This window comes from Abyssisolibacter fermentans, assembly GCF_001559865.1.
In the GTDB taxonomy this organism is placed as follows: Bacteria; Bacillota; Clostridia; order Tissierellales; family MCWD3; genus Abyssisolibacter; species Abyssisolibacter fermentans.
Map to the genome: position 1 here is coordinate 14,832 of NZ_LOHE01000090.1, position 19,600 is coordinate 34,431.

Annotated in this window: 16 protein-coding genes; 4 read left to right on the plus strand and 12 right to left on the minus strand. The window is 29.4% G+C overall.

Annotation, left to right across the window (positions count from 1 at the left end; translation table 11 throughout):
- Positions 1 to 664 precede the first annotated feature (664 nt).
- From ligA to AYC61_RS17260, 5 genes are all read right to left on the minus strand, one after another.
- On the minus strand, positions 665 to 2,671 hold the full coding sequence (gene ligA / locus AYC61_RS17240) for an NAD-dependent DNA ligase LigA (RefSeq protein WP_066505662.1): 2,007 nt from the start codon (positions 2,669 to 2,671) through the stop codon (positions 665 to 667).
- A 372-nt stretch (positions 2,672 to 3,043) separates the two neighbouring features.
- Complete coding sequence (pcrA, locus tag AYC61_RS17245) at positions 3,044 to 5,257, minus strand: DNA helicase PcrA (RefSeq protein WP_066505664.1); 2,214 nt, start codon at positions 5,255 to 5,257, stop codon at positions 3,044 to 3,046.
- A 419-nt stretch (positions 5,258 to 5,676) separates the two neighbouring features.
- The gene (locus AYC61_RS17250) at positions 5,677 to 6,333 is read right to left on the minus strand and encodes a hypothetical protein (RefSeq protein ID WP_066505673.1); all 657 of its coding nucleotides are present in this window, start codon (positions 6,331 to 6,333) and stop codon (positions 5,677 to 5,679) included.
- 187 nt (positions 6,334 to 6,520) lie between these two features.
- Positions 6,521 to 6,961: a threonine/serine exporter family protein gene (locus AYC61_RS17255; protein WP_066505674.1), complete on the minus strand. Its 441-nt coding sequence runs from the start codon at positions 6,959 to 6,961 to the stop codon at positions 6,521 to 6,523.
- Entirely contained in the window at positions 6,961 to 7,734 is a 774-nt protein-coding gene (locus tag AYC61_RS17260; protein ID WP_066505675.1) for a threonine/serine exporter family protein, read from the minus strand. The genes AYC61_RS17255 and AYC61_RS17260 overlap by 1 nt, the downstream gene beginning before the upstream one ends.
- Positions 7,735 to 8,391: 657 nt before the next feature.
- Between AYC61_RS17260 and AYC61_RS17265 the strand changes: the two genes are divergently transcribed.
- From AYC61_RS17265 to AYC61_RS17275, 3 genes are all read left to right on the plus strand, one after another.
- Complete coding sequence (locus AYC61_RS17265) at positions 8,392 to 9,186, plus strand: methyl-accepting chemotaxis protein (RefSeq protein WP_066505676.1); 795 nt, start codon at positions 8,392 to 8,394, stop codon at positions 9,184 to 9,186.
- A 410-nt stretch (positions 9,187 to 9,596) separates the two neighbouring features.
- Positions 9,597 to 10,769, plus strand: a complete 1,173-nt coding sequence (locus AYC61_RS17270; protein ID WP_066505677.1) for a cation:proton antiporter — start codon at positions 9,597 to 9,599, stop codon at positions 10,767 to 10,769.
- Positions 10,770 to 10,993: 224 nt separating this feature from the next.
- Positions 10,994 to 11,335 carry a hypothetical protein gene (locus AYC61_RS17275; protein ID WP_066506437.1) on the plus strand — a complete coding sequence of 114 codons (342 nt, stop codon included), beginning with the start codon at positions 10,994 to 10,996 and terminating at the stop codon, positions 11,333 to 11,335.
- 199 nt (positions 11,336 to 11,534) lie between these two features.
- Here the strand turns inward: AYC61_RS17275 and AYC61_RS17280 are convergent, their stop codons facing one another.
- Positions 11,535 to 11,840: a YerC/YecD family TrpR-related protein gene (locus tag AYC61_RS17280; RefSeq protein WP_066505679.1), complete on the minus strand. Its 306-nt coding sequence runs from the start codon at positions 11,838 to 11,840 to the stop codon at positions 11,535 to 11,537.
- Between the two features lie 185 nt (positions 11,841 to 12,025).
- On the opposite strand from AYC61_RS17280, the gene AYC61_RS17285 reads away from it, so the two are divergent.
- Complete coding sequence (locus AYC61_RS17285; protein ID WP_066505680.1) at positions 12,026 to 12,244, plus strand: hypothetical protein; 219 nt, start codon at positions 12,026 to 12,028, stop codon at positions 12,242 to 12,244.
- Between the two features lie 173 nt (positions 12,245 to 12,417).
- Here the strand turns inward: AYC61_RS17285 and purD are convergent, their stop codons facing one another.
- The 6 genes from purD to purC form a co-directional block, all read right to left on the minus strand.
- Entirely contained in the window at positions 12,418 to 13,671 is a 1,254-nt protein-coding gene (gene purD / locus AYC61_RS17290; protein WP_066505681.1) for a phosphoribosylamine--glycine ligase, read from the minus strand.
- Between the two features lie 195 nt (positions 13,672 to 13,866).
- On the minus strand, positions 13,867 to 15,399 hold the full coding sequence (purH, locus tag AYC61_RS17295; RefSeq protein ID WP_420806817.1) for a bifunctional phosphoribosylaminoimidazolecarboxamide formyltransferase/IMP cyclohydrolase: 1,533 nt from the start codon (positions 15,397 to 15,399) through the stop codon (positions 13,867 to 13,869).
- Positions 15,400 to 15,416: 17 nt separating this feature from the next.
- A complete protein-coding gene (gene purN, locus AYC61_RS17300) occupies positions 15,417 to 16,043 on the minus strand; it encodes a phosphoribosylglycinamide formyltransferase (RefSeq protein ID WP_066505688.1) in 627 nt (208 codons plus the stop codon).
- On the minus strand, positions 16,031 to 17,065 hold the full coding sequence (gene purM / locus AYC61_RS17305; protein ID WP_066505691.1) for a phosphoribosylformylglycinamidine cyclo-ligase: 1,035 nt from the start codon (positions 17,063 to 17,065) through the stop codon (positions 16,031 to 16,033). The genes purN and purM overlap by 13 nt, the downstream gene beginning before the upstream one ends.
- Before the next feature lie 19 nt (positions 17,066 to 17,084).
- A complete protein-coding gene (purF, locus tag AYC61_RS17310) occupies positions 17,085 to 18,479 on the minus strand; it encodes an amidophosphoribosyltransferase (protein WP_242866830.1) in 1,395 nt (464 codons plus the stop codon).
- 407 nt (positions 18,480 to 18,886) lie between these two features.
- Positions 18,887 to 19,588, minus strand: a complete 702-nt coding sequence (gene purC / locus AYC61_RS17315) for a phosphoribosylaminoimidazolesuccinocarboxamide synthase (RefSeq protein ID WP_066505695.1) — start codon at positions 19,586 to 19,588, stop codon at positions 18,887 to 18,889.
- Positions 19,589 to 19,600 lie beyond the last annotated feature (12 nt).

Sequence of the window (19,600 nt, forward strand, 5' to 3'; positions counted from 1 at the left end):
AATTTCCCTGATTATTTATATAATTCTGAAAAATATATCTTGAATCTCTGAATAGTATTTATTGGTATATCAAGAATATAATGAATTTGTTCATAAAAAACATTGATATAAATAAACTTTTTACACTAAACAAATATTTAGATTTATTTTTCATAATTTACTATGCCTAATCTGGGATTATTTATGTGTAAGCAAAATATTAGATTAAGATGATATATGTGACTGTATGCATTAAATAAAATAAGTATAAATAATACGAGAATTAGATATTTCAACTGTATATTTAATACCGAAACTATTTTTATTTACGAATAATACCATAAATTTCACATAATACAACTACCACATAATACATCTCCTATAAAATGTTATATTTAAATACATCTTTACATTAGAATACTTTATTTACAACTAATTTACAATGAAATAAATTTTAAAAAAGTATTAATTTTTCGTAATACATTCCAAGGCATTAAAAAATACTGTATTTATAGGTGGGTAAATACAGAGTTTCTAAAAAAATAATATTAAATATTTGTAATTTTTAACTTTTTAGTTTATTTATTAGCAATTTTTAACTTTGTTTGCTGTAAATAATATGATAAAATGGTTAATACAAAAAAACAAGCTTGAAGATAATTTATCTTGCAAGCTCATTTTTATATCATTTTCTATCTATATTTCTCATTATCCCAATAAAGTCATCAAAGTTGATGATTTTAATGCCTAGCTGTTCTGCTTTATCAAATTTGGAACCAGGATTGTCTCCTACTATGACATAGTCTGTTTTTTTACTTACGCTCCCAGTTACTTTTCCACCTAATTTTGTTACAATATTTTTAATTTCTTGCCTTGATATACCTTCGAGTGTTCCTGTAACAACTATTGTCTTACCTGAAAATATTGAATCTTGACTTTTTTGTAGTTCTTCATGCTTCGGCTCTACTCCTAATTGTAACAATTTATTAATATTATTGATTATTTTTTCATCGCTAAAAAATTCTAGTATGCTGTTCGCCACCTTATCTCCAATATCATTTATTGATATTAGCTCTTCGTAAGTAGCTTTTTTTATGTTATCTAATGTCTTATAGTATGCCGCCAAATCGCTAGCAGTCTTTTTACCTACATTTGGTATTCCTAATGAATAAATAAAAGCATCTAATGAACAATCTTTGCTTTTTTCTATAGCATTAACTAAATTCTGGGCTTTTTTTTCTCCAAAACGTTCTAAATTCACTAAATCTTCTAATTGTAATTCATATAATTGTGGTATATCTTTTAAATGTAATTCTTCGAATAATTGTTTTGCTGTTTTTTCACTAAAACCTTCAATATTCATAGCATCTCTGCTTGCAAAATGAACTAGTCTTGATATGAGTTGAGGTTTGCATGAAAGTGAATTTGGACAGAATATATGAACCCCTTCTTGAACTAATTCACTCCCACATGATGGGCACTCTTCTGGCTTTTCTATTTTTTTTATGTCTTCTTCATTTTCTTCAACTATTCCCATTATTTCAGGAATAACATCGTTAGATCTTCTAATCCATACACGTGACCCAAGCTTAACTTTTTTGCGTTGTATATCATCCCAATTATTTAGTGTAGCTCTCTTTACTGTAACTCCTCCTATGTCAACTGGCTCTAATAAAGCTGTTGGCGTCACTTTTCCTGTTCTACCAACATTCCAATTAATATCTAGAAGTTTTGTAGTTACTTCTTCAGCCTTGAACTTATAAGCTATTGCCCATCTAGGAAATTTTTGTGTATAACCAAGAACTTCTCTTGTCTTCATATCATTAATTTTAATAACTAATCCATCAGTTAATATATCTAGTTTTTTTCTTTCATCTTTTACATTTTCGATTTCTAATATTACATCTTCAATATTGTCAAACTCTTTAATATAATCACTGATTGGTAATCTGTTTTTTCTTAAAAAATCTATCATTTCAAGATGTGTTGAAAATTCTTTACCTTCAATATGTCCAACATTATAAAAAAATACACTTAATTTTCTTTTGGCTGTTACACTCGGATTTAGATTCCTTAAAGCACCTGCTGCTGCGTTTCTAGCATTCTTTAAGGGTTCATCTGCTGTTTGGTTATAAGCATCTAACACCGATAGAGGCATTACCCCTTCACCTCTTACTTCTATAGTGCCTTTAAAATCAATATTTAACGGAATTGATTTTATCGTTTTAATTTGAGGTAATATAGCTTCACCTATTACACCATTACCTCTAGTTGCTCCTTGAGAAAGTATCCCATCTTTATATGTTAAATTAACGGTCAATCCGTCAAATTTGTATTCCATTACATATTTGGGACGAGGAAGTTTATCTTCATTAGCCATATTATATTGATTTATAAGCTTATTTACCCTATTATCCCAATCTCTAAGCTCATTATAGCTTTTGCTCTTACCTAAGCTCCAAAGAGGCGATAAATGTCTATGTTTTTCAAATTTTTCAAGTACTTGACCTCCTATTCTCCCAGTAGGAGAATTAACCATTATATGACCTGTTTCTTTCTCTAATTCTGTTAGTTCATCATATAACGCGTCATATTCTTTATCACTAACCTTTGGATTATCTAATGTGTAATAATGATAACTCAATTCATTTAATTCTTTAACTAATTCATTTATTCTATCTAACTTATTAATATTCCTAACCTCCCTCTTTTATTAAACCCAGATTATTCATAGAAAATTATGAGCAGTGAACTAAATTCTATGACTTTAAGCAGAGAACTAAAATCTCTGATTTTATGTGAATCGCTTACTCCTAGGAAGAATGAGTAGGAGTTACATATCTTCACTTACTCTTATGAAGACACTGAGTAGGAGATTCATTATTAAGACTTCTGATTAGAAGATGTACATTAAATTCTCGATATACATAATATCTAATTTAAATGTACCTCAGACTCATTATTTCGTCTGAATAAGCGCTTTGCACTAGATTAAAATTTAGGTTCTCTGCTCATAATTCAGAAGCTTACAGCGTATTATTCAAAGTTATACGAATGATCAGGGTTAAATTATTTCTATCGGGGCAAAGGAAAGCATAAGTTTTTTTACACCCTTATTTTCAAAAGCTACCATGACTTCAGTTTTTTCTCCTTCACCTTTTACTTGAACAACCGTTCCTATGCCCCACGAACTGTGTTTAACTTTTGTTCCCACGCAGAGCTTCGTACTATTACTTACGGTATTAACCGGTTGTAATGGTTGAGGTTTATAAATATGCCCTCTAAATAGTTTATTTTCTTTTTTTTGCATATTTTCTCTTTTAGTTTTTCTCATCTTAGCCGCATTACCCATGTATTCTTCAATTAAATCTTTTGGAATTTCATTTATAAATCTCGATACTGAATTATATTGACTTTTACCATATAACATTCTTCTATCTGTATGGGTTAAAAATAGTTGTTTTTCAGCTCTTGTAATTCCTACATAGCATAGTCTTCTTTCCTCTTCTAGTTCATCTTCTTCAAACATCGCTCTTGATAATGGAAATACACTCTCTTCCATACCAGTCATAAACACTATAGGAAACTCTAAACCCTTAGCACTATGAATCGTCATTAACGAAACGGTATTTTGCATAGTTTCATCGGTTTTATCTACATCTGACAATAATGATATGCTTGCTAAAAAATCTTCTAATGAAGGCTCTTCATTTTTTTGTTCATAATTTACAGCTACTGATATAAATTCTTTTATATTTTCTATTCTGCTTTCTGCTTCTAAGGTCTGTTGTTCTTGAAGTTCTTTGATATATCCTATATCATTTATTATGGTTTCTATCAACTCTTTTACTCCCATTATTTCTTTCATAGCTATAAATTTACCAATTAACAGCGAGAAATTTTGTAACTTGGTAGCAACACCTTTTGATAATCCTGGAATATCCTCAGCATCCAATATAGCACTATACAATCTTTCACCTGTTATTTGACAAAAATTTTGAACCTTTTCTATGGTTTTTAACCCTATCCCTCTTTTAGGAGTATTAACTATTCTTCTAAAACTTACATTATCTAATGGATTCTGAATAAGCCTTAGATAAGCCACTATGTCTTTAATTTCTTTTCTATCGTAAAATTTCAATCCTCCTATGATTTTATATGGAATATCTCTTTTTATTAACGCTTCTTCAAGTACACGAGACTGAGCGTTTGTTCTATATAATATACAAAAATCATTAAAATCATAACCTTCAATATCACTAATATTTTGTATTCTGTCTGTCACAAAATAAGCTTCTTCAATTTCACTTTCAGCATTATATTTGCATAAAGATTTTCCTTCTTCTGCTTCAGTCCACAAGTCTTTTTTCTTTCTATTTAAATTATTCTCTATAACGCAATTAGCTGCTGCTAATATGTTTTTTGTAGATCTATAATTTTGTTCAAGTTTTATCAAAACAGTATTAGGATATTCCTTTTCAAATTCAAGTATATTTGTAATATCAGCACCTCTCCAACCGTAAATCGACTGATCTGCATCACCAACTACACATACATTTTTATTTTTCTGCCCTAATAACCTTATTAACTCATACTGAGCACCATTAGTATCCTGATATTCATCTACTAAAATATATTTAAATTTTTCTTGATAATAGCTTAAAATATCTTCATTATTTGAGAATAGTTCTATAGTTTTAATAATTAAATCATCAAAATCAAGAGCATTATTTGACTTTAATTTTTTTTGATATAATGCGTATAATTCACCTTTTTGTCTTTCTCTAAAATCACTATAAAAATCATTAATGTATTTATCAGGGCTGATAAGTTGATTTTTCTGGTTACTAATAAAACTAATCATTGCCTTCACTTCATAGTGCTTAGGATTTAAATTCATCTCTTTTATACAGTTGTTAACTACGGTTTTTTGATCAGAAGAATCAAATATTACAAAGTTTGTATTATAGCCTAATCTCTCAATATCTCTTCTCAATATTCGAACACATATAGAATGGAAAGTGCCTGCCCACAAACTACGTGTATCCATGTCCAACAATCTCTCAATTCTGTCTTTCATCTCAGTAGCAGCTTTATTTGTAAAGGTCAAGGCTAGAATATTACTGGGTCGTACTTTTTTTTCTTTTATCAAATATGCTATTTTATGTGTCAAAACTCTAGTTTTTCCCGAACCGGCCCCTGCGAGCACTAACACAGGACCCTCTGTTTTAGTCACTGCTTCAATTTGTTTATTATTTAGACCTTTTAAACAATCCATTATGATTCTCCTTCCTAACTCTTTGTTACTTTCTCAAATAAGTATATCATAACTATAGCTTAGAATTAATGATAAATTTTATGTTTTATCAAGTAAATATTTCTTATTTTAATCCCTGCTTATAGATAATTATTTTTTCACATTATACTATTATAATGAAACTCCTACTCGATTCTCTCCTAGCAGTAAACGATTCACTCCAAATTAAAATTTAGGTTCTCTGCTTAATGAAACTCCTACTCAATTCCCTCCTAGCAGTAAGCGATTCACTCCAAATTAAAATTTGGGTTCTCTGCTTAATGAAACTCCTACTCAATTCTCTCCTAGCAGTAAGCGATTTACACCAAATTAAAATTTGGATTCTCTGCTTAAAAAAACCTATAGACATGAATATATCGTCTATAGGTTGCATATTCCCGTCAATTTTTCACAATCCTTACCTTTTTCTTACTAAACGCTAATATACCACCAAGAGCTATTGAAAGACTTGCAGCAACTAAAATTCTGTATTCAGGTGGAAGTAAAAATGTTATTGTGTGTGCTGGAATCCAGAAAAATGGTATAGTTTTAAGTATAACAAAGGAAACAAATCCATTCCAATCTACTTTTGATACTACATCATTTAATGTGACTTTCCCTTTTTTTTCATATTTTAAGTCAATAAATGTATCAGTTATTCGATGAAAAGCCATCATAGTTGGTGCAAATGTTAGATTCATAATAGTACTTACCATGAATGCAAATATGAACTTCGACTCTCCACCAGGTAACATTCCTTTTACTATATTCCCTTGTACTCCTGTTGTAAATAAAGCAAACATTAAAACTATAATCATACCTAAAAATCCCCAAATTAGCGCCCTATATATCACTCCACGCGGAATTTTCCAATCTCCCGTTGTAATTCTTATAGCCAACAATTCTCCCATTGTTGAAAGTATTGAAAATTTTACGAATCCACCAATATACGCATGTTTGGTAGTAAGTGCTACAAATATCTCATGAGTTGCTGGCAATACCATAATTAATATAAATCCTACTAATGCTAAAAGCCATAAAAAATCCCCTTTTTTCATTAACAAATACCCCTTTCTTAATTAAGAAGTTATAAAAACTCCATCATAATATACCTGACACAGTTCAATATTTACATTATATAGGATTTTGATTTTGTTTTAAAGAACACTTTATTATATTTTTTAGTAACTATCCTTGATATCAAATAAATATAAACTAAAAAAATCACTATTTAAAAGTGACTTTTTATCTTGAATCTGTAAATTGATTTTTCTTTAATATTTTAGATATCGAAGCAACTATTATTATTCCCATAGAAATAGCACCTGCCATGGAAATTGTCTCTATTCCAACATCTAAAGCTTGATAATAATTTCCATTAATTAAATTGACCATAGACAGATACGTTCCATACCCTGGTACTATTGGAACAATTCCTGGTATAACAAATATAGTAACAGGTTTTTTATCAATTCTTGCAAACAATTCTCCTAATATACCAATCAGTACAGAAGCAACAAACGATGCAAATGTTGTATTGAATAATTCACTATAATAACTATATATTACCCATCCTATGCCACCTGTAATACCTGCATAAAAAATTGATTTCTTAGGTACATTGAAAAGTATAGAAAAACCTACAGTAGCAAAAACTGAAAATATAAATTCTTTGAAGAAGGTCATTAAACCACACCTCCCAATATATATACAGACAACTTAAGAATCGTACCAACGCCAACCGCTATCGATATAGCTATCATCAAAGCTTCTGCAACTCTAGTAACTCCAGCTACCAAATCCCCTGATATAAAATCTCTTAGACCATTAGTTAATGCTAATCCAGGCACAAGAGGCATTATTGCTCCAACTATTATCATATCAATGTTACTTACAATATTTAATCTTTTCGCTATTAATACTAAGCCTGCAATTGAAGCTCCGCTTATAATGTTTGCTATAAAATTAGTTTTACTTACTCCTTCAATTTTCCAATTTATAAGTATTCCCATCATACCTACTATAAAAGATACTATAAAATCTATTATATCTGCTCCATAAAGCAATGAAAAAAAAGCTGCTGCGAAACCTGTAAAAACCATCTTTGTTATATTAGGATATTTCTTTTCTTCATTAATTTCATCTAAAATCTTTATTGCATCATCTTGGTTTATTTCACCTGCAACAAATTTTCTAGAAAAATTATTTACTTTTGATATCTTGTCCAAATTTATAGTTCTATTTGTAACTCTTTTTATAAAACTAATTCCATCTAGTCTGTCATCAGATATAAATAAACCAGTAGGAGTCACAAATGAATTCACATGTTCCATATTTCTAGATTTACATATTAGATTTATAGTTTCTTCACTTCTATATGTCTCTCCACCATTTTTAAGTATGATTTCTCCTGCATATAATGCTATTCTTAATAAAGTCTTCTTCTCTTTTTCTGTCATTTTTAATATCCTCGTTTCTTTATACATTATTATGTTTTAGGGTATTTTTAAATAATTATATTTTATTAAGTATATTCTTTCATGTATTATTAATTCCAGATTATTCATAGAAGATTGTATGCTTTTTCTAAATGAACCTCATTCTTCAAATGAATAAGCGACAAATCAAAAACTCATTCCAAGAATGAGTAAGCGATTCGCACTAAATTAAAAATTTAGGTCCTCTGCTCATAGTTCAATTTTATATAGCATATCATTCAAAATTATATGAATAATCAGGGTTAAATACTATGAATTTATTCATTCTTAATTTGTATTCAAAGATATAATAACTTATTTTTTATATCTTGTATATAGTATTTTAGATATTTATTTTAGTATTTTAATGTATTAAAAATAATCTGAATTTTATAAGTATTATAAATATATTTTGTATAAACTTTTATCACGTACTATACATATATTTCTTTGGATTTTTATAACTATTATATGCTTTTTTAATAGGTTCAATTTATAGCAAATACCAATAATATTTTATTTATCATTACCTTTTGCTTTAAAAATAAAAATTTGCTTAACAATTTCGAAAAATTTATAGCATTTAACAATATAATATGATACTTTTTATATATGATTAATTTATTAGGGGGAATATATATGAATATTGCAATAGTTGGAGGAGGTAAAGGTGGTTGTTCTATATTACAATCTCTTTCCAAGTTAGATGATTTGAATATTTCTATTATTATCGATAAGAATTCAAATGCACCTGGATTTAAATGTGCAAAGGAACTAAATATTGCTCATTCAACAAATATAAATGATATAGATGGTCCTAATGTTGACATTATAATTGAAGCAACTGGCGTCGAATCAGTCGAACAAGAAATACATGATAATTTTGGTGCATCCTGTAAAATCATAAGCTCTAGTAGTGCATTTCTTATTATGAAAATGGTTGAAAATGATATACAAACGTTAAATAAACTTAATGCACAGATGAAAAAAGTTAGTGAAGCAACTTCCAGTATACAAAATCAACTATCTGAAATAACTACTTCGGTAAATAATGTGAGTAACGTAAGCAATCATTTAATAAGCACAGTTGAAATATCAAATAGATACATAGATGATACAGATAAAATAACTCAATATGTTAATAAAATTGCTCAACAAATTAAAATACTTGGATTAAATGCAAACATTGAGGCTGCACGTGCAGGCGAAAAAGGTAGGGGCTTTAGCGTTGTTGCAAAAGAAATCCAAAAACTAGCAAATGATAGTGAAAGTTTTGCAAAAGAAATAAACACTATACTCGTTAAACTTTCAGACGAAATAAAGAAAATTAACGCTGAAAGCGATACATTAAATGACCTTTCTAAGGTTCAAATTACTGCTTCAAAAGCTGTTGGAAAAGCTATCAATAAATTAAATGAAGAAACAAATATATAGTAAACTATTTTGATAAAATATAACACTTATAGCAGTAATATATTTCAAGATTTTGTCATCTAGAATCTAAAAAACTATTTTGAACAATTTTACAAATGAGAGTTTGAATCGTTAGTTTTTATGATTTGTTTTTTAAAGCTTGAAAAACAATGGATAACTTCGTTATTGTCATATATTTTGTCTAAATCAAATTATATGACCTATAATTATTGATAATTGAGCTATATTAAATTTTACATATTAGATATATAGGAGTACTATATAACTTAGTTTCAAAAACTATTATTTTTAAGACGCACCTACAGTTAGTATGATAAACACTTAGAATAACTAAGTGTTTATTATTTTGATAGATGTGCGTTATTTTTATTATTTAAATTAACGGTAAAAAAACAAAAGAGGTGGTATAAATGAATTCATTTTTATGCATTGGACTATCATTATTAATTGGTATTTTCATGGGACAACTTATGAATATGCTTAAAATACCCGCTGTTGCCGGTTATATAATAGCTGGTTTGATTACAGGAATATCAGGTTTAAAAATAATAGATAGCAATATGATTGAAAATTTATCTTTTTTAAGTAATATAGCTTTAAGTATAATAGCATTTAATATTGGTAGTGAACTTAAAGTTTCTACTCTAAAAAAATTAGGAAAATCTATTTTTATAATTGCTGTTTGTGAAGCTTTCGGTGCTTTTATACTAGTAACCGGTGTAATGCTTCTAATGAAATTAGACATATCTACAGCCATAATATTAGGAGCAGTATCTTCTGCAACAGCACCAGCGGCTACTGTAATGGTTATAAGACAGTACAAAGCAAAAGGACCACTTACTAGTACTCTATTAGGAGTTGTGGCTGTAGATGACGCAATATGCTTGATGATTTATGCAGTAGCGTCAGCTATTGCAAAAGTATTTATAAAACACCAAACAATAACTTTTTACAAGGTAGCTATTCACCCATTAATGGAAATTTCTTTTTCGTTAATTGCTGGAGCTATATGTGGTATTTTAATGGCCTACCTTATTAAAAAAGCAAAAACTGAAGCAGAATTATTAGCATTTATACTAAGTATAATATTATTGATTTCTGGTATAGCGCAAAAATTTGATCTATCAGCACTTCTTTGTTCAATGGCAATGGGAGTTATGGTGTCAAATGTATCTAGCAATAGTAGAAAAGCTTTCTCTATAGTAGATAATTTCTCTCCACCTATAATAACATTGTTTTTTATTTTAGCTGGCTCTAGATTAGATGTAAGCCTTCTTCCTCATATTGGTGTTATTGGTATAGCATATTTAGTATTTAGAATAATAGGAAAAGTTGCTGGAGCTTCTATAGGAGGTATCATATCTAAATCTCCAAAAGTTGTTACTAAAAACATAGGTTTAGGTTTGTTATCGCAAGTTGGTGTAGCTATAGGTTTAGCAATATCTGTTAGCAACGATTTTTCTTCATCCAATTTAGGACAAGTAGTTATAACAATTTTACTAGCTACTACAATAATTACAGAAATAATTGGTCCAATTGCTACAAAAAGTGCTATAATTAGAGCTGATGAAGTTAATTTATAAATTTATCGCTGATATTCATATTACGTTGAATGGTATGTTATTTTTTTAAGCAGATTACTTCACTGTTCTTTAATGTAAAACTCTTAATTAAGAACAATGAAATTTAATTTTACACTAGTTGTTATATTGTGAATGATTTAGTTTTCTGCTCATATTATTTAATTTTTTATGAATAATCTGAGGCTATATTACATTACAAGAGGAGGAGATGTTTTGTGAATAATATGTATGCACTTTTTCTTATTTTAAATGATGTTTATATGTTAGATGATATTCTTGAAATCTTTTATGAATTAAATGTAGGAGCAACTTCTTTTGACAGTATTGGAATGGGAAAAGTTTTGTTAGAACACAATGTTAGTGTACCGTTTTTCTCTAGCATAAGAAAGCTAATAGATGGAAATAAACCATATAATAAAACCATAGTCAGTGTCATAAAAGATAAAGATTTATTAGACACCGCAGTGAACAGAATTAATGAAAAATTAGATAATTTCCATAGGCAAGGCGTAGGATTTATGTTTGTTGTACCTGTAATAGATTGCTTTGGTTCAAAAAAAAATTAATAAATATATAAAGAATTAAAGGGCGACTCAAAATATTTTTTCGAGTCGCCCTTTGATTTTAAAGTTACTTTCAAAATAAAAACTGTAAGAGATAGATAAAACGACTAGGCAAACGTTTTCACATAAGTTTTAGTAATCCTATTATTATATCCAAAAACACTAAAACAAGCTAATTTATTTAATATTTGGTTTGTTTTCTTTAATACTCTTCTTCAATACCTAATCTATCTAAAATCAACCTATATCCATCTGCTCCATAATTTAAACATCTACTAACTCTGCTTATCGTAGCTGTACTTGCACCGGTCTCTTTTTCAATATAATTATAAGTTTTGTTCATTCTTAACAATTTAGCTACATATAGTCTTTGTGCAATCGATTTCAATTCATTCACCGTACAAATGTCATCAAAAAATTTATAACATTCTTCTTCGTCCTTTAGTATTAGTATTGCTTCAAATAATTCGTCAACCATTTTATCTTTTATTTTAGACTGATATACCATAAAAGCACCTCCATACAATCTATATTAAATTCTTTAACCCTGATTATTTTTAACTTTTTAGAATAAACTGGGTTTAATATTAAAACTCATTATTGCTCATACTATGTTTATAATAGTAAGACATTTTTTTATATTAATAATTTATCACTATATAACTTTATATTCAACTATTTTTGGAGGAGTTTATGAAAGATAAAAATAATTTAAAAAACCAAAAAGCGACAAATGGGTATGATATTATTATTGATTCTTATAATAAATATAAATATCCAATAATAGAAAATCAAATGAATGCTTTAGTCTTCCCTTGGAAATTACAGAATGGTACTGACATGATTGATTCAATGAAATTTTGTAGTGAAGAACTAAATGAAGAATTTAAAAATATGAATAATATAAAATGAATGTCGAAATTTGTTAATTATTGTAGTGCAATGCAGTGTTAAAAAAAATTAATATTCTTGCACTTAGAGTTTATTTATGAATATTGTTATTATTTATCACAATATGTTTATCCAATTTAATGATTTTATTATCAAAAAAGTCTATTCAAATTGAATAGACTTTTTTATAAGTTTCATATATTTTTTGCTATATCTTTTCTTAAATACATGTCTTCAAAATATATGTTCTTAATTTCTTGATAGACTTTTCCTCTAGCTTCTTTAATAGTATCTTCAATTGCTGTAACAGCTAATACTCTTCCGCCATTTGTTAAAGTTTTATTATCATACAATTTAGTTCCGCCATGAAAAACTATTACATCTTTAACATCATCAAGACCTTTAATTTCTTTGTTTTTTTCGTATTGTACAGGGTAGCCACCTGAAGCTAATATGACACAGACACTTTTTTTATCTGACCATTTTAAATCTTCAGGCTTTAAAGTTCCATCTATAGTTTTTAATAAAACATCTACCAAATCACTATCCAATCTAGGAAGTACAACTTCTGTCTCGGGATCACCAAATCTAACATTAAATTCTAATACCATTGGTCCTCTTTTAGTTATCATCAGTCCAATAAAAATTACTCCCTTAAAATCAATATTGTCTGCTTTAAGACCGCTTATAAACCTCTTTAATACTTTTTCATTTATATCTTTGTAAAGACTGTCTGTAAGTATTGGATTTGGCGAAAAGCAACCCATACCTCCTGTATTTGGTCCTTTATCATCATCATACACCTTTTTATAATCTCTAGCACTTTCCATAGGTATAACTTCTTTACCATTTACAAAGCATAATAGTGATATTTCAATGCCTTCTAAATATTCTTCTATAACAATATTACTTCCTGCACTGCCAAATTTCTTATCTTTAATCATAGACTGTATAGTTCTAACAGCAGTATTTCTGTCTTCACATATCACTACACCTTTGCCAGCAGCTAATCCATCTGCTTTAATGACTAATGGTAACTGGAAATCATCAAGTGCTTTTAAAGCGCTTATTTCGTCATTAAAAACAGAATATTTGGCAGTTGGCATATCATGTTTTTTCATAAAATCTTTTGCAAATATTTTGCTTCCTTCAAGCTGTGATGCTTTCTTGTTTGGACCAAAAATTTTAAGATTATTTTGATTAAATAAATCAACTATACCCTCTACTAATGGTGCCTCTGGTCCTACCACTGTTAAATCAATTGTGTTTTCTTTTGCAAAGCTACAAAGTTCCCTAATGTTATCAGCTTCAATATCTACACATGTAGCAAGCTTTTCTATCCCTGCATTCCCCGGCGCACAATAGATCTCACTGACCTTAGGACTTTTACTTAATTTCCATACTAACGTATGTTCTCTTGCTCCGCTTCCAATAACTAATATCTTCATTTTTCTACACCTCTTCAGCTATAAAATTACTTGCTATAATAAAATGTAAAGTATTGTCATTTCCCTGGAAATATGTCATACCAAAAATTAATATTTCTTATATTTCGTCATTAATTTAATATTTAACCCGCATTATTCATATAACTTAACATAGTATGCTGTATAATTTTCTATGAATATTCTGGATTTAGTATATTAATGCTTAAAATGTCGCATATTTGTGAAAACCATAGCAATGCCTAGTTTATCACAAGCTTTAATAGACTTTTCGTCTCTAACAGAACCCCCTGGTTGTATTATAGCAGTTATACCTGCTTTAGCAGCAGCTTCGACACAATCAGGAAATGGGAAGAAAGCATCTGATGCCATTACTGCACCATTTGTTTTTCCTTCAGACTGCTTAATAGCATTTTCTAAAGCCCAGATCCTACTAACTTGCCCCGGTCCTACTCCTATAGTGCCTTTATCTTTGGCTAAAACAATACCATTTGATTTTGTGTTTTTAACAGTTTTCCATGCAAATAGTAAATCTTCAAGTTCACTCTCAGAAGGTTTAACTTTTGTAACAACTTTCAATTCACCATCTAATAATTTATTATCTTTCTCCTGTACTAATAATCCTCCAAGTACTTTCTTTACATCATAAGTTTTATAATCATTTTTCTTTATATCATCAAGCTTTAATATTCTAATATTCTTTTTAGAAGTTAACACTTCTAAAGCTTCTTTACTATACTCTGGAGCAACTAAAACTTCAACGAAAATTTCATTTATTAATTTTGCAGTATCTTCTTCTATTTTACCGTTTGCAACTACTATTCCACCATATATAGATATTTTATCGCCTTCATATGCCTTTTTATAAGCTTCATGAATATTATTAGCACTACCAATGCCACAAGGGTTTGCATGTTTAACAGCTACCACTGTTGGTTCATCAAATTCTTTTAATATCTCTATTGCACCATTTGTATCGTTGATATTATTAAAGGATAACTCTTTACCATGAAGCTGCTGAGCCCTTACAAGGGTGCCTTCTGTGCCTGTAATTTGAGCATAAAATGCTGCTTTTTGATGCGGATTTTCTCCATATCTTAATTCTTGCTTTTTCTCATAACTTAATGTAATTGTTTCTGGTAAAATTATATCCAGTTTCTCATTAAAATAATCTGATATTAATGTATCGTAGTTACTAGTATGCTGAAATACTTTAGCAGCTAATTTCTCTCTGATTTCTAATGTTGTATTACCATCTGCTCTAAATTCATCTAATATCATATTATAATCTTCAGGATCTACAGCAACTGTAACAAATTTATAGTTTTTAGCTGCTGCCCTAAGCATAGAAGGGCCTCCAATATCTATATTTTCTATAACTTCTTCATGAGTCACTCCTTGCTTTAATACTGTTTGCTTAAATGGATACAAGTTATTTACAACTAAATCTATTGCATTTATATTTAGTTCCTCCATTTTTTCTACATGTGAATTATTGTCCCTTATTGCTAATAAGCCACCATGTATTCTTGGATGCAATGTCTTAACTCTACCATCAAAGCACTCTGGGAATTGAGTAATCTCTGAAATATCAATTACATCAAGCCCTGCTTCCTTTAAAACTCTTGATGTTCCCCCAGTTGATATAATCTCCCAACCTAATTTTACAAGCTCTTTAGAAAAATCTACTATACCAGTTTTGTCAAAAACACTTATCAACGCTCTTCTCATAATTCATACCTCCTGTATTAACCTTTCATTATTGCTTTATTGTTTTTAATAATTAACTTATCATCACAATACAGCTTTATAGCTTTAACTAGTATTTTATGTTCTATATTTAAAACCTTTTTCTTTAATGAATCTAAACTTTCATCATCATCTATTTTTACCACGTCTTGTAATATAATCGGTCCTGTATCAGTTCCTTCATCAACAAAATGTACTGTAGCTCCTGTTACTTTTACACCCTTTTCTAAAACAGCATTATGAACACGCTCTCCATAATATCCACCACCACAAAAACTTGGTATTAAAGAAGGGTGTATATTTATTATCCTGTTTTTATATTCACTTATAAACTCAGGGGTTAATATTTTAAGATAACCTGCAAGAACTACTAAATCAACATCTCTAAGTTTTAGTTGTTTTATGATTTCATCATTAAATTCTGTTATGTCCTTATATTCTTTGCTATTTATAAACAAAGCATCTATATCATTTTTTTTAGCTCTTTCAAGTCCATAAGCGTTAGATTTATTGGATATTACAACCTCAATTGATGCATTTATTTGACCATTATTTACTGCATCTATAATTGATTGTAAATTAGTTCCTCCACCAGATATCAATACACCTATTTTTATTTGTGACATAGCTTGACACCATCTTTGCCGTTTACGACTTCACCTAATAAATATACTTTTTCATTAATTTCTTTTAGATAGTCTATGATTTCCTCTACTTCATTTGATGGCACAGCCATAACCATACCTACACCCATATTAAAAGTTCTATACATTTCATCTAGTTCTATATCTCCTAACTCTCTAATAATATCAAATATAGGTGGTGTATCTATAACTCTTGTATTAATATTTGCCATGCAATTTTCAGGAAGCATCCTTGGTATATTCTCATAGAATCCTCCTCCTGTTATATGACTAATTCCCTTTATGTTAAATTTCTCTATTAATTTAAATACTGGTTCATAGTATATTCTTGTTGGCTTTAATATCTCTTCTCCTATAGTAGTTTCAAGATTATCAAATCGTTTATTTATATCTGTTTTATTAACATCAAATAGTACTTTTCTAACTAAGGAAAAACCATTACTATGAAGCCCAGATGAAGGTAAACCGATAATAACATCTCCAGCTTCTATATCAAAACCATTTATTATATTCTTTTTATCTACTATTCCAACACAAAATCCCGCTACATCATATTCTCCATCACTATAAAATCCAGGCATTTCAGCAGTTTCTCCACCTATTAATGAAGCACCACATTTTAAACATCCGTTAGCTACTCCCTCTACAATATCAGATACTACTGTTGGCTTTAACTTACCAGTTGCTATATAATCTAGGAAAAACAGAGGTTTTGCACCTTGACACAGAATATCATTTGCACACATTGCTACACAATCTTCTCCTATGGTATCATGCTTATCCATCATAAAAGCAATCTTTAATTTTGTTCCAACTCCATCTGTTCCAGAAACTAAGACTGGTTCTTCATATTTGTCTTTATCTATTGCAAATAATCCACCAAATCCTCCTAAATCTGATATTACATTTTTACTAAAAGTCTTCATAACACTTTTTTTCATAAGCTTTACTGATTCATATCCGGCTTTGACATCAACACCAGAAGATTTATAAGTTAAACTCATATTAATACCTCCTTTCAACTTACTTTAATTGTTCTTTCTTATTATTTCCTTCTAAAGGTACTTCCATTGGATAGTCTCCATCAAAACATGCTTTGCAAAAACCTTTATTACCTCCTGCTTTAGACAAACCTGCTATTGATAAATATGCTAATGAATCAGCACCTATTAATTCTCTTATTTCTTCAATAGATTTATTTGCACCTATTAACTGATTCCTATAAGGTGTATCTATTCCAAAATGACATGAATAAGCTACTGGAGGTGAACTAACTCTCACATGAACCTCTTTAGCTCCTGCTTTTTTTAACATCTCTACAAGTCTCTTGCTGGTAGTCCCTCTCACTATAGAATCATCCACCATAACTACCCTTTTACCTTCTACATTATGCTTTAATACATTAAGCTTTATTTTAACTCCTTGTTCTCTCATTTCTTGGTTAGGCTGTATAAATGTTCTGCCTATATATTTGTTTTTTATCAACCCTATACCAAATGGAATACCTGATTCTTCAGCAAAACCTATTGCTGCAGGAGTGCCTGAATCAGGTACTGATATTACAACATCTGCTTCAACAGGCGACTCTTGAGCTAATATTTTGCCTGTTTCACTTCTAAACAAATACATATTAATACCATCTATCGTACTATCTGGTCTTGCAAAATATATAAGCTCAAATATGCATAAGTTCTTTCTACACCATTTATCACTCTTAAAACTTTGTAATCCATTTTCATCTATAATTATTATTTCACCAGGTTCTACATCTCTCATATATTCAGCTCCAATAGTATCTAAAACACAACTCTCAGAAGCTAAAACATAACCTCCACTAATTTTACCTATACAAAGAGGTCTTAATCCATGTGTATCTCTAACACCAATAAGCTTGTTATCTGTCATCATTACTAATGCAAATGAACCTTTTACTACTTCCATGACTTTTCTAAGTGACTCTTCGATATTACTTTTATGATGTCTAGCAAGCAGATTTGCAATAACTTCTGTATCTATTGATGTTTGGAATACTACACCTGAATCTTCAAGCATATCTCTAATTGCCTGAGCATTAACTAAATTACCGTTATGTGCTAAAGCTATGTCACCTTTTTTATATTTAACAACCAATGGTTGTGCATTTTCTATATAACTTTCTCCTGTAGTAGAATATCGTACATGACCTATACCTATTTTTCCATTTAGTTTTTGTATAATGTCATCATTAAATACCTCAGGTACTAGACCCATGTCTTTGTAATATTCTATTTGATTATTATTACTAACAGCTATACCAGCACTTTCTTGTCCTCTATGTTGCAAAGCATATAGCCCATAGTATAAAAGATTAGCTATATCAGTTTTTTCCTCAGAATAAACACCAACAACGCCACATTCTTCATGTAATTTATCTTCCAACTTATTACCTCCTCTCATAACTCTCTGATACCATCTAGAACACGAAATATCGTAAACTTTTTAAAATATATTTTTCCACCATTAACCGTCATATCTAAGCATTCACTCTCTAGCTTAAAACCAACCTACCATTAAGTCTCTAGGAACCATGCAGAGTTTCTTTTAATAACGCCTTAATGCACGTGTTTTTCCTCTAATTTTTCAATCCTAAAAAACACATACATTACGAAGCCTTAAAAGATTCATGCATGGTTCTCACTATATTATGTCACGAGCTTAGTAATGCATTTAAACCATTAACCACATAACTAAGCATCCAAAAACTTTCTAGTCACAGATAGCAACCATTATGTCTATAGGAGACATGCAGGGTTTCTTTCTACAGCAACTTATGCAAGGTTCTCAGCCTAACTCAATCTATTCAAAACTTCTATATAAGCTTCTTCCACATCCCCTAAATCTCTTCTAAATCTATCCTTATCAAGCTTCTTGTTAGTTTGAATATCCCATAATCTACATGTATCAGGAGATATTTCATCCGCTAATACAAGTTTGCCTTGATGTAAACCAAATTCTAATTTGAAATCTATAAGATTCATTCCTTTTTGATTAAAGTATTCACATAATACTTCATTAACTCTAAAAGCATATGTTTTAATCATGTCAACCTGTTCCTGAGTTGCTAATTCAATAGCACTTATATGATACTCGTTGATCATTGGATCTCCTAAATCATCATCTTTGTAGCAAAATTCTAGTACTGTAGATTTCATTTTTGTACCTTCTTCTAAACCTAATCTCTTTGCTAAGGAACCTGCTGCTACATTTCTAACTATTACTTCTAGTGGAAGTATTTCTACAGCTTTAACTAACATTTCTCTGTCATTTAGTAATTCTATAAAATGTGTAGGTACTTTCATTTCTTCTAACATTTTAAATAACAATGCAGACATTTTATTATTTACAACACCTTTGCCTACAATAGTTCCTTTTTTCACACCATTAAAAGCTGTTGCATCATCTTTATATTCAACAATATATTTCATCTCGTCATCAGTTTTAAAAACCTTCTTAGCTTTTCCTTCATACAACATTTCTAGTTTTTTCATATTTAAAACTCC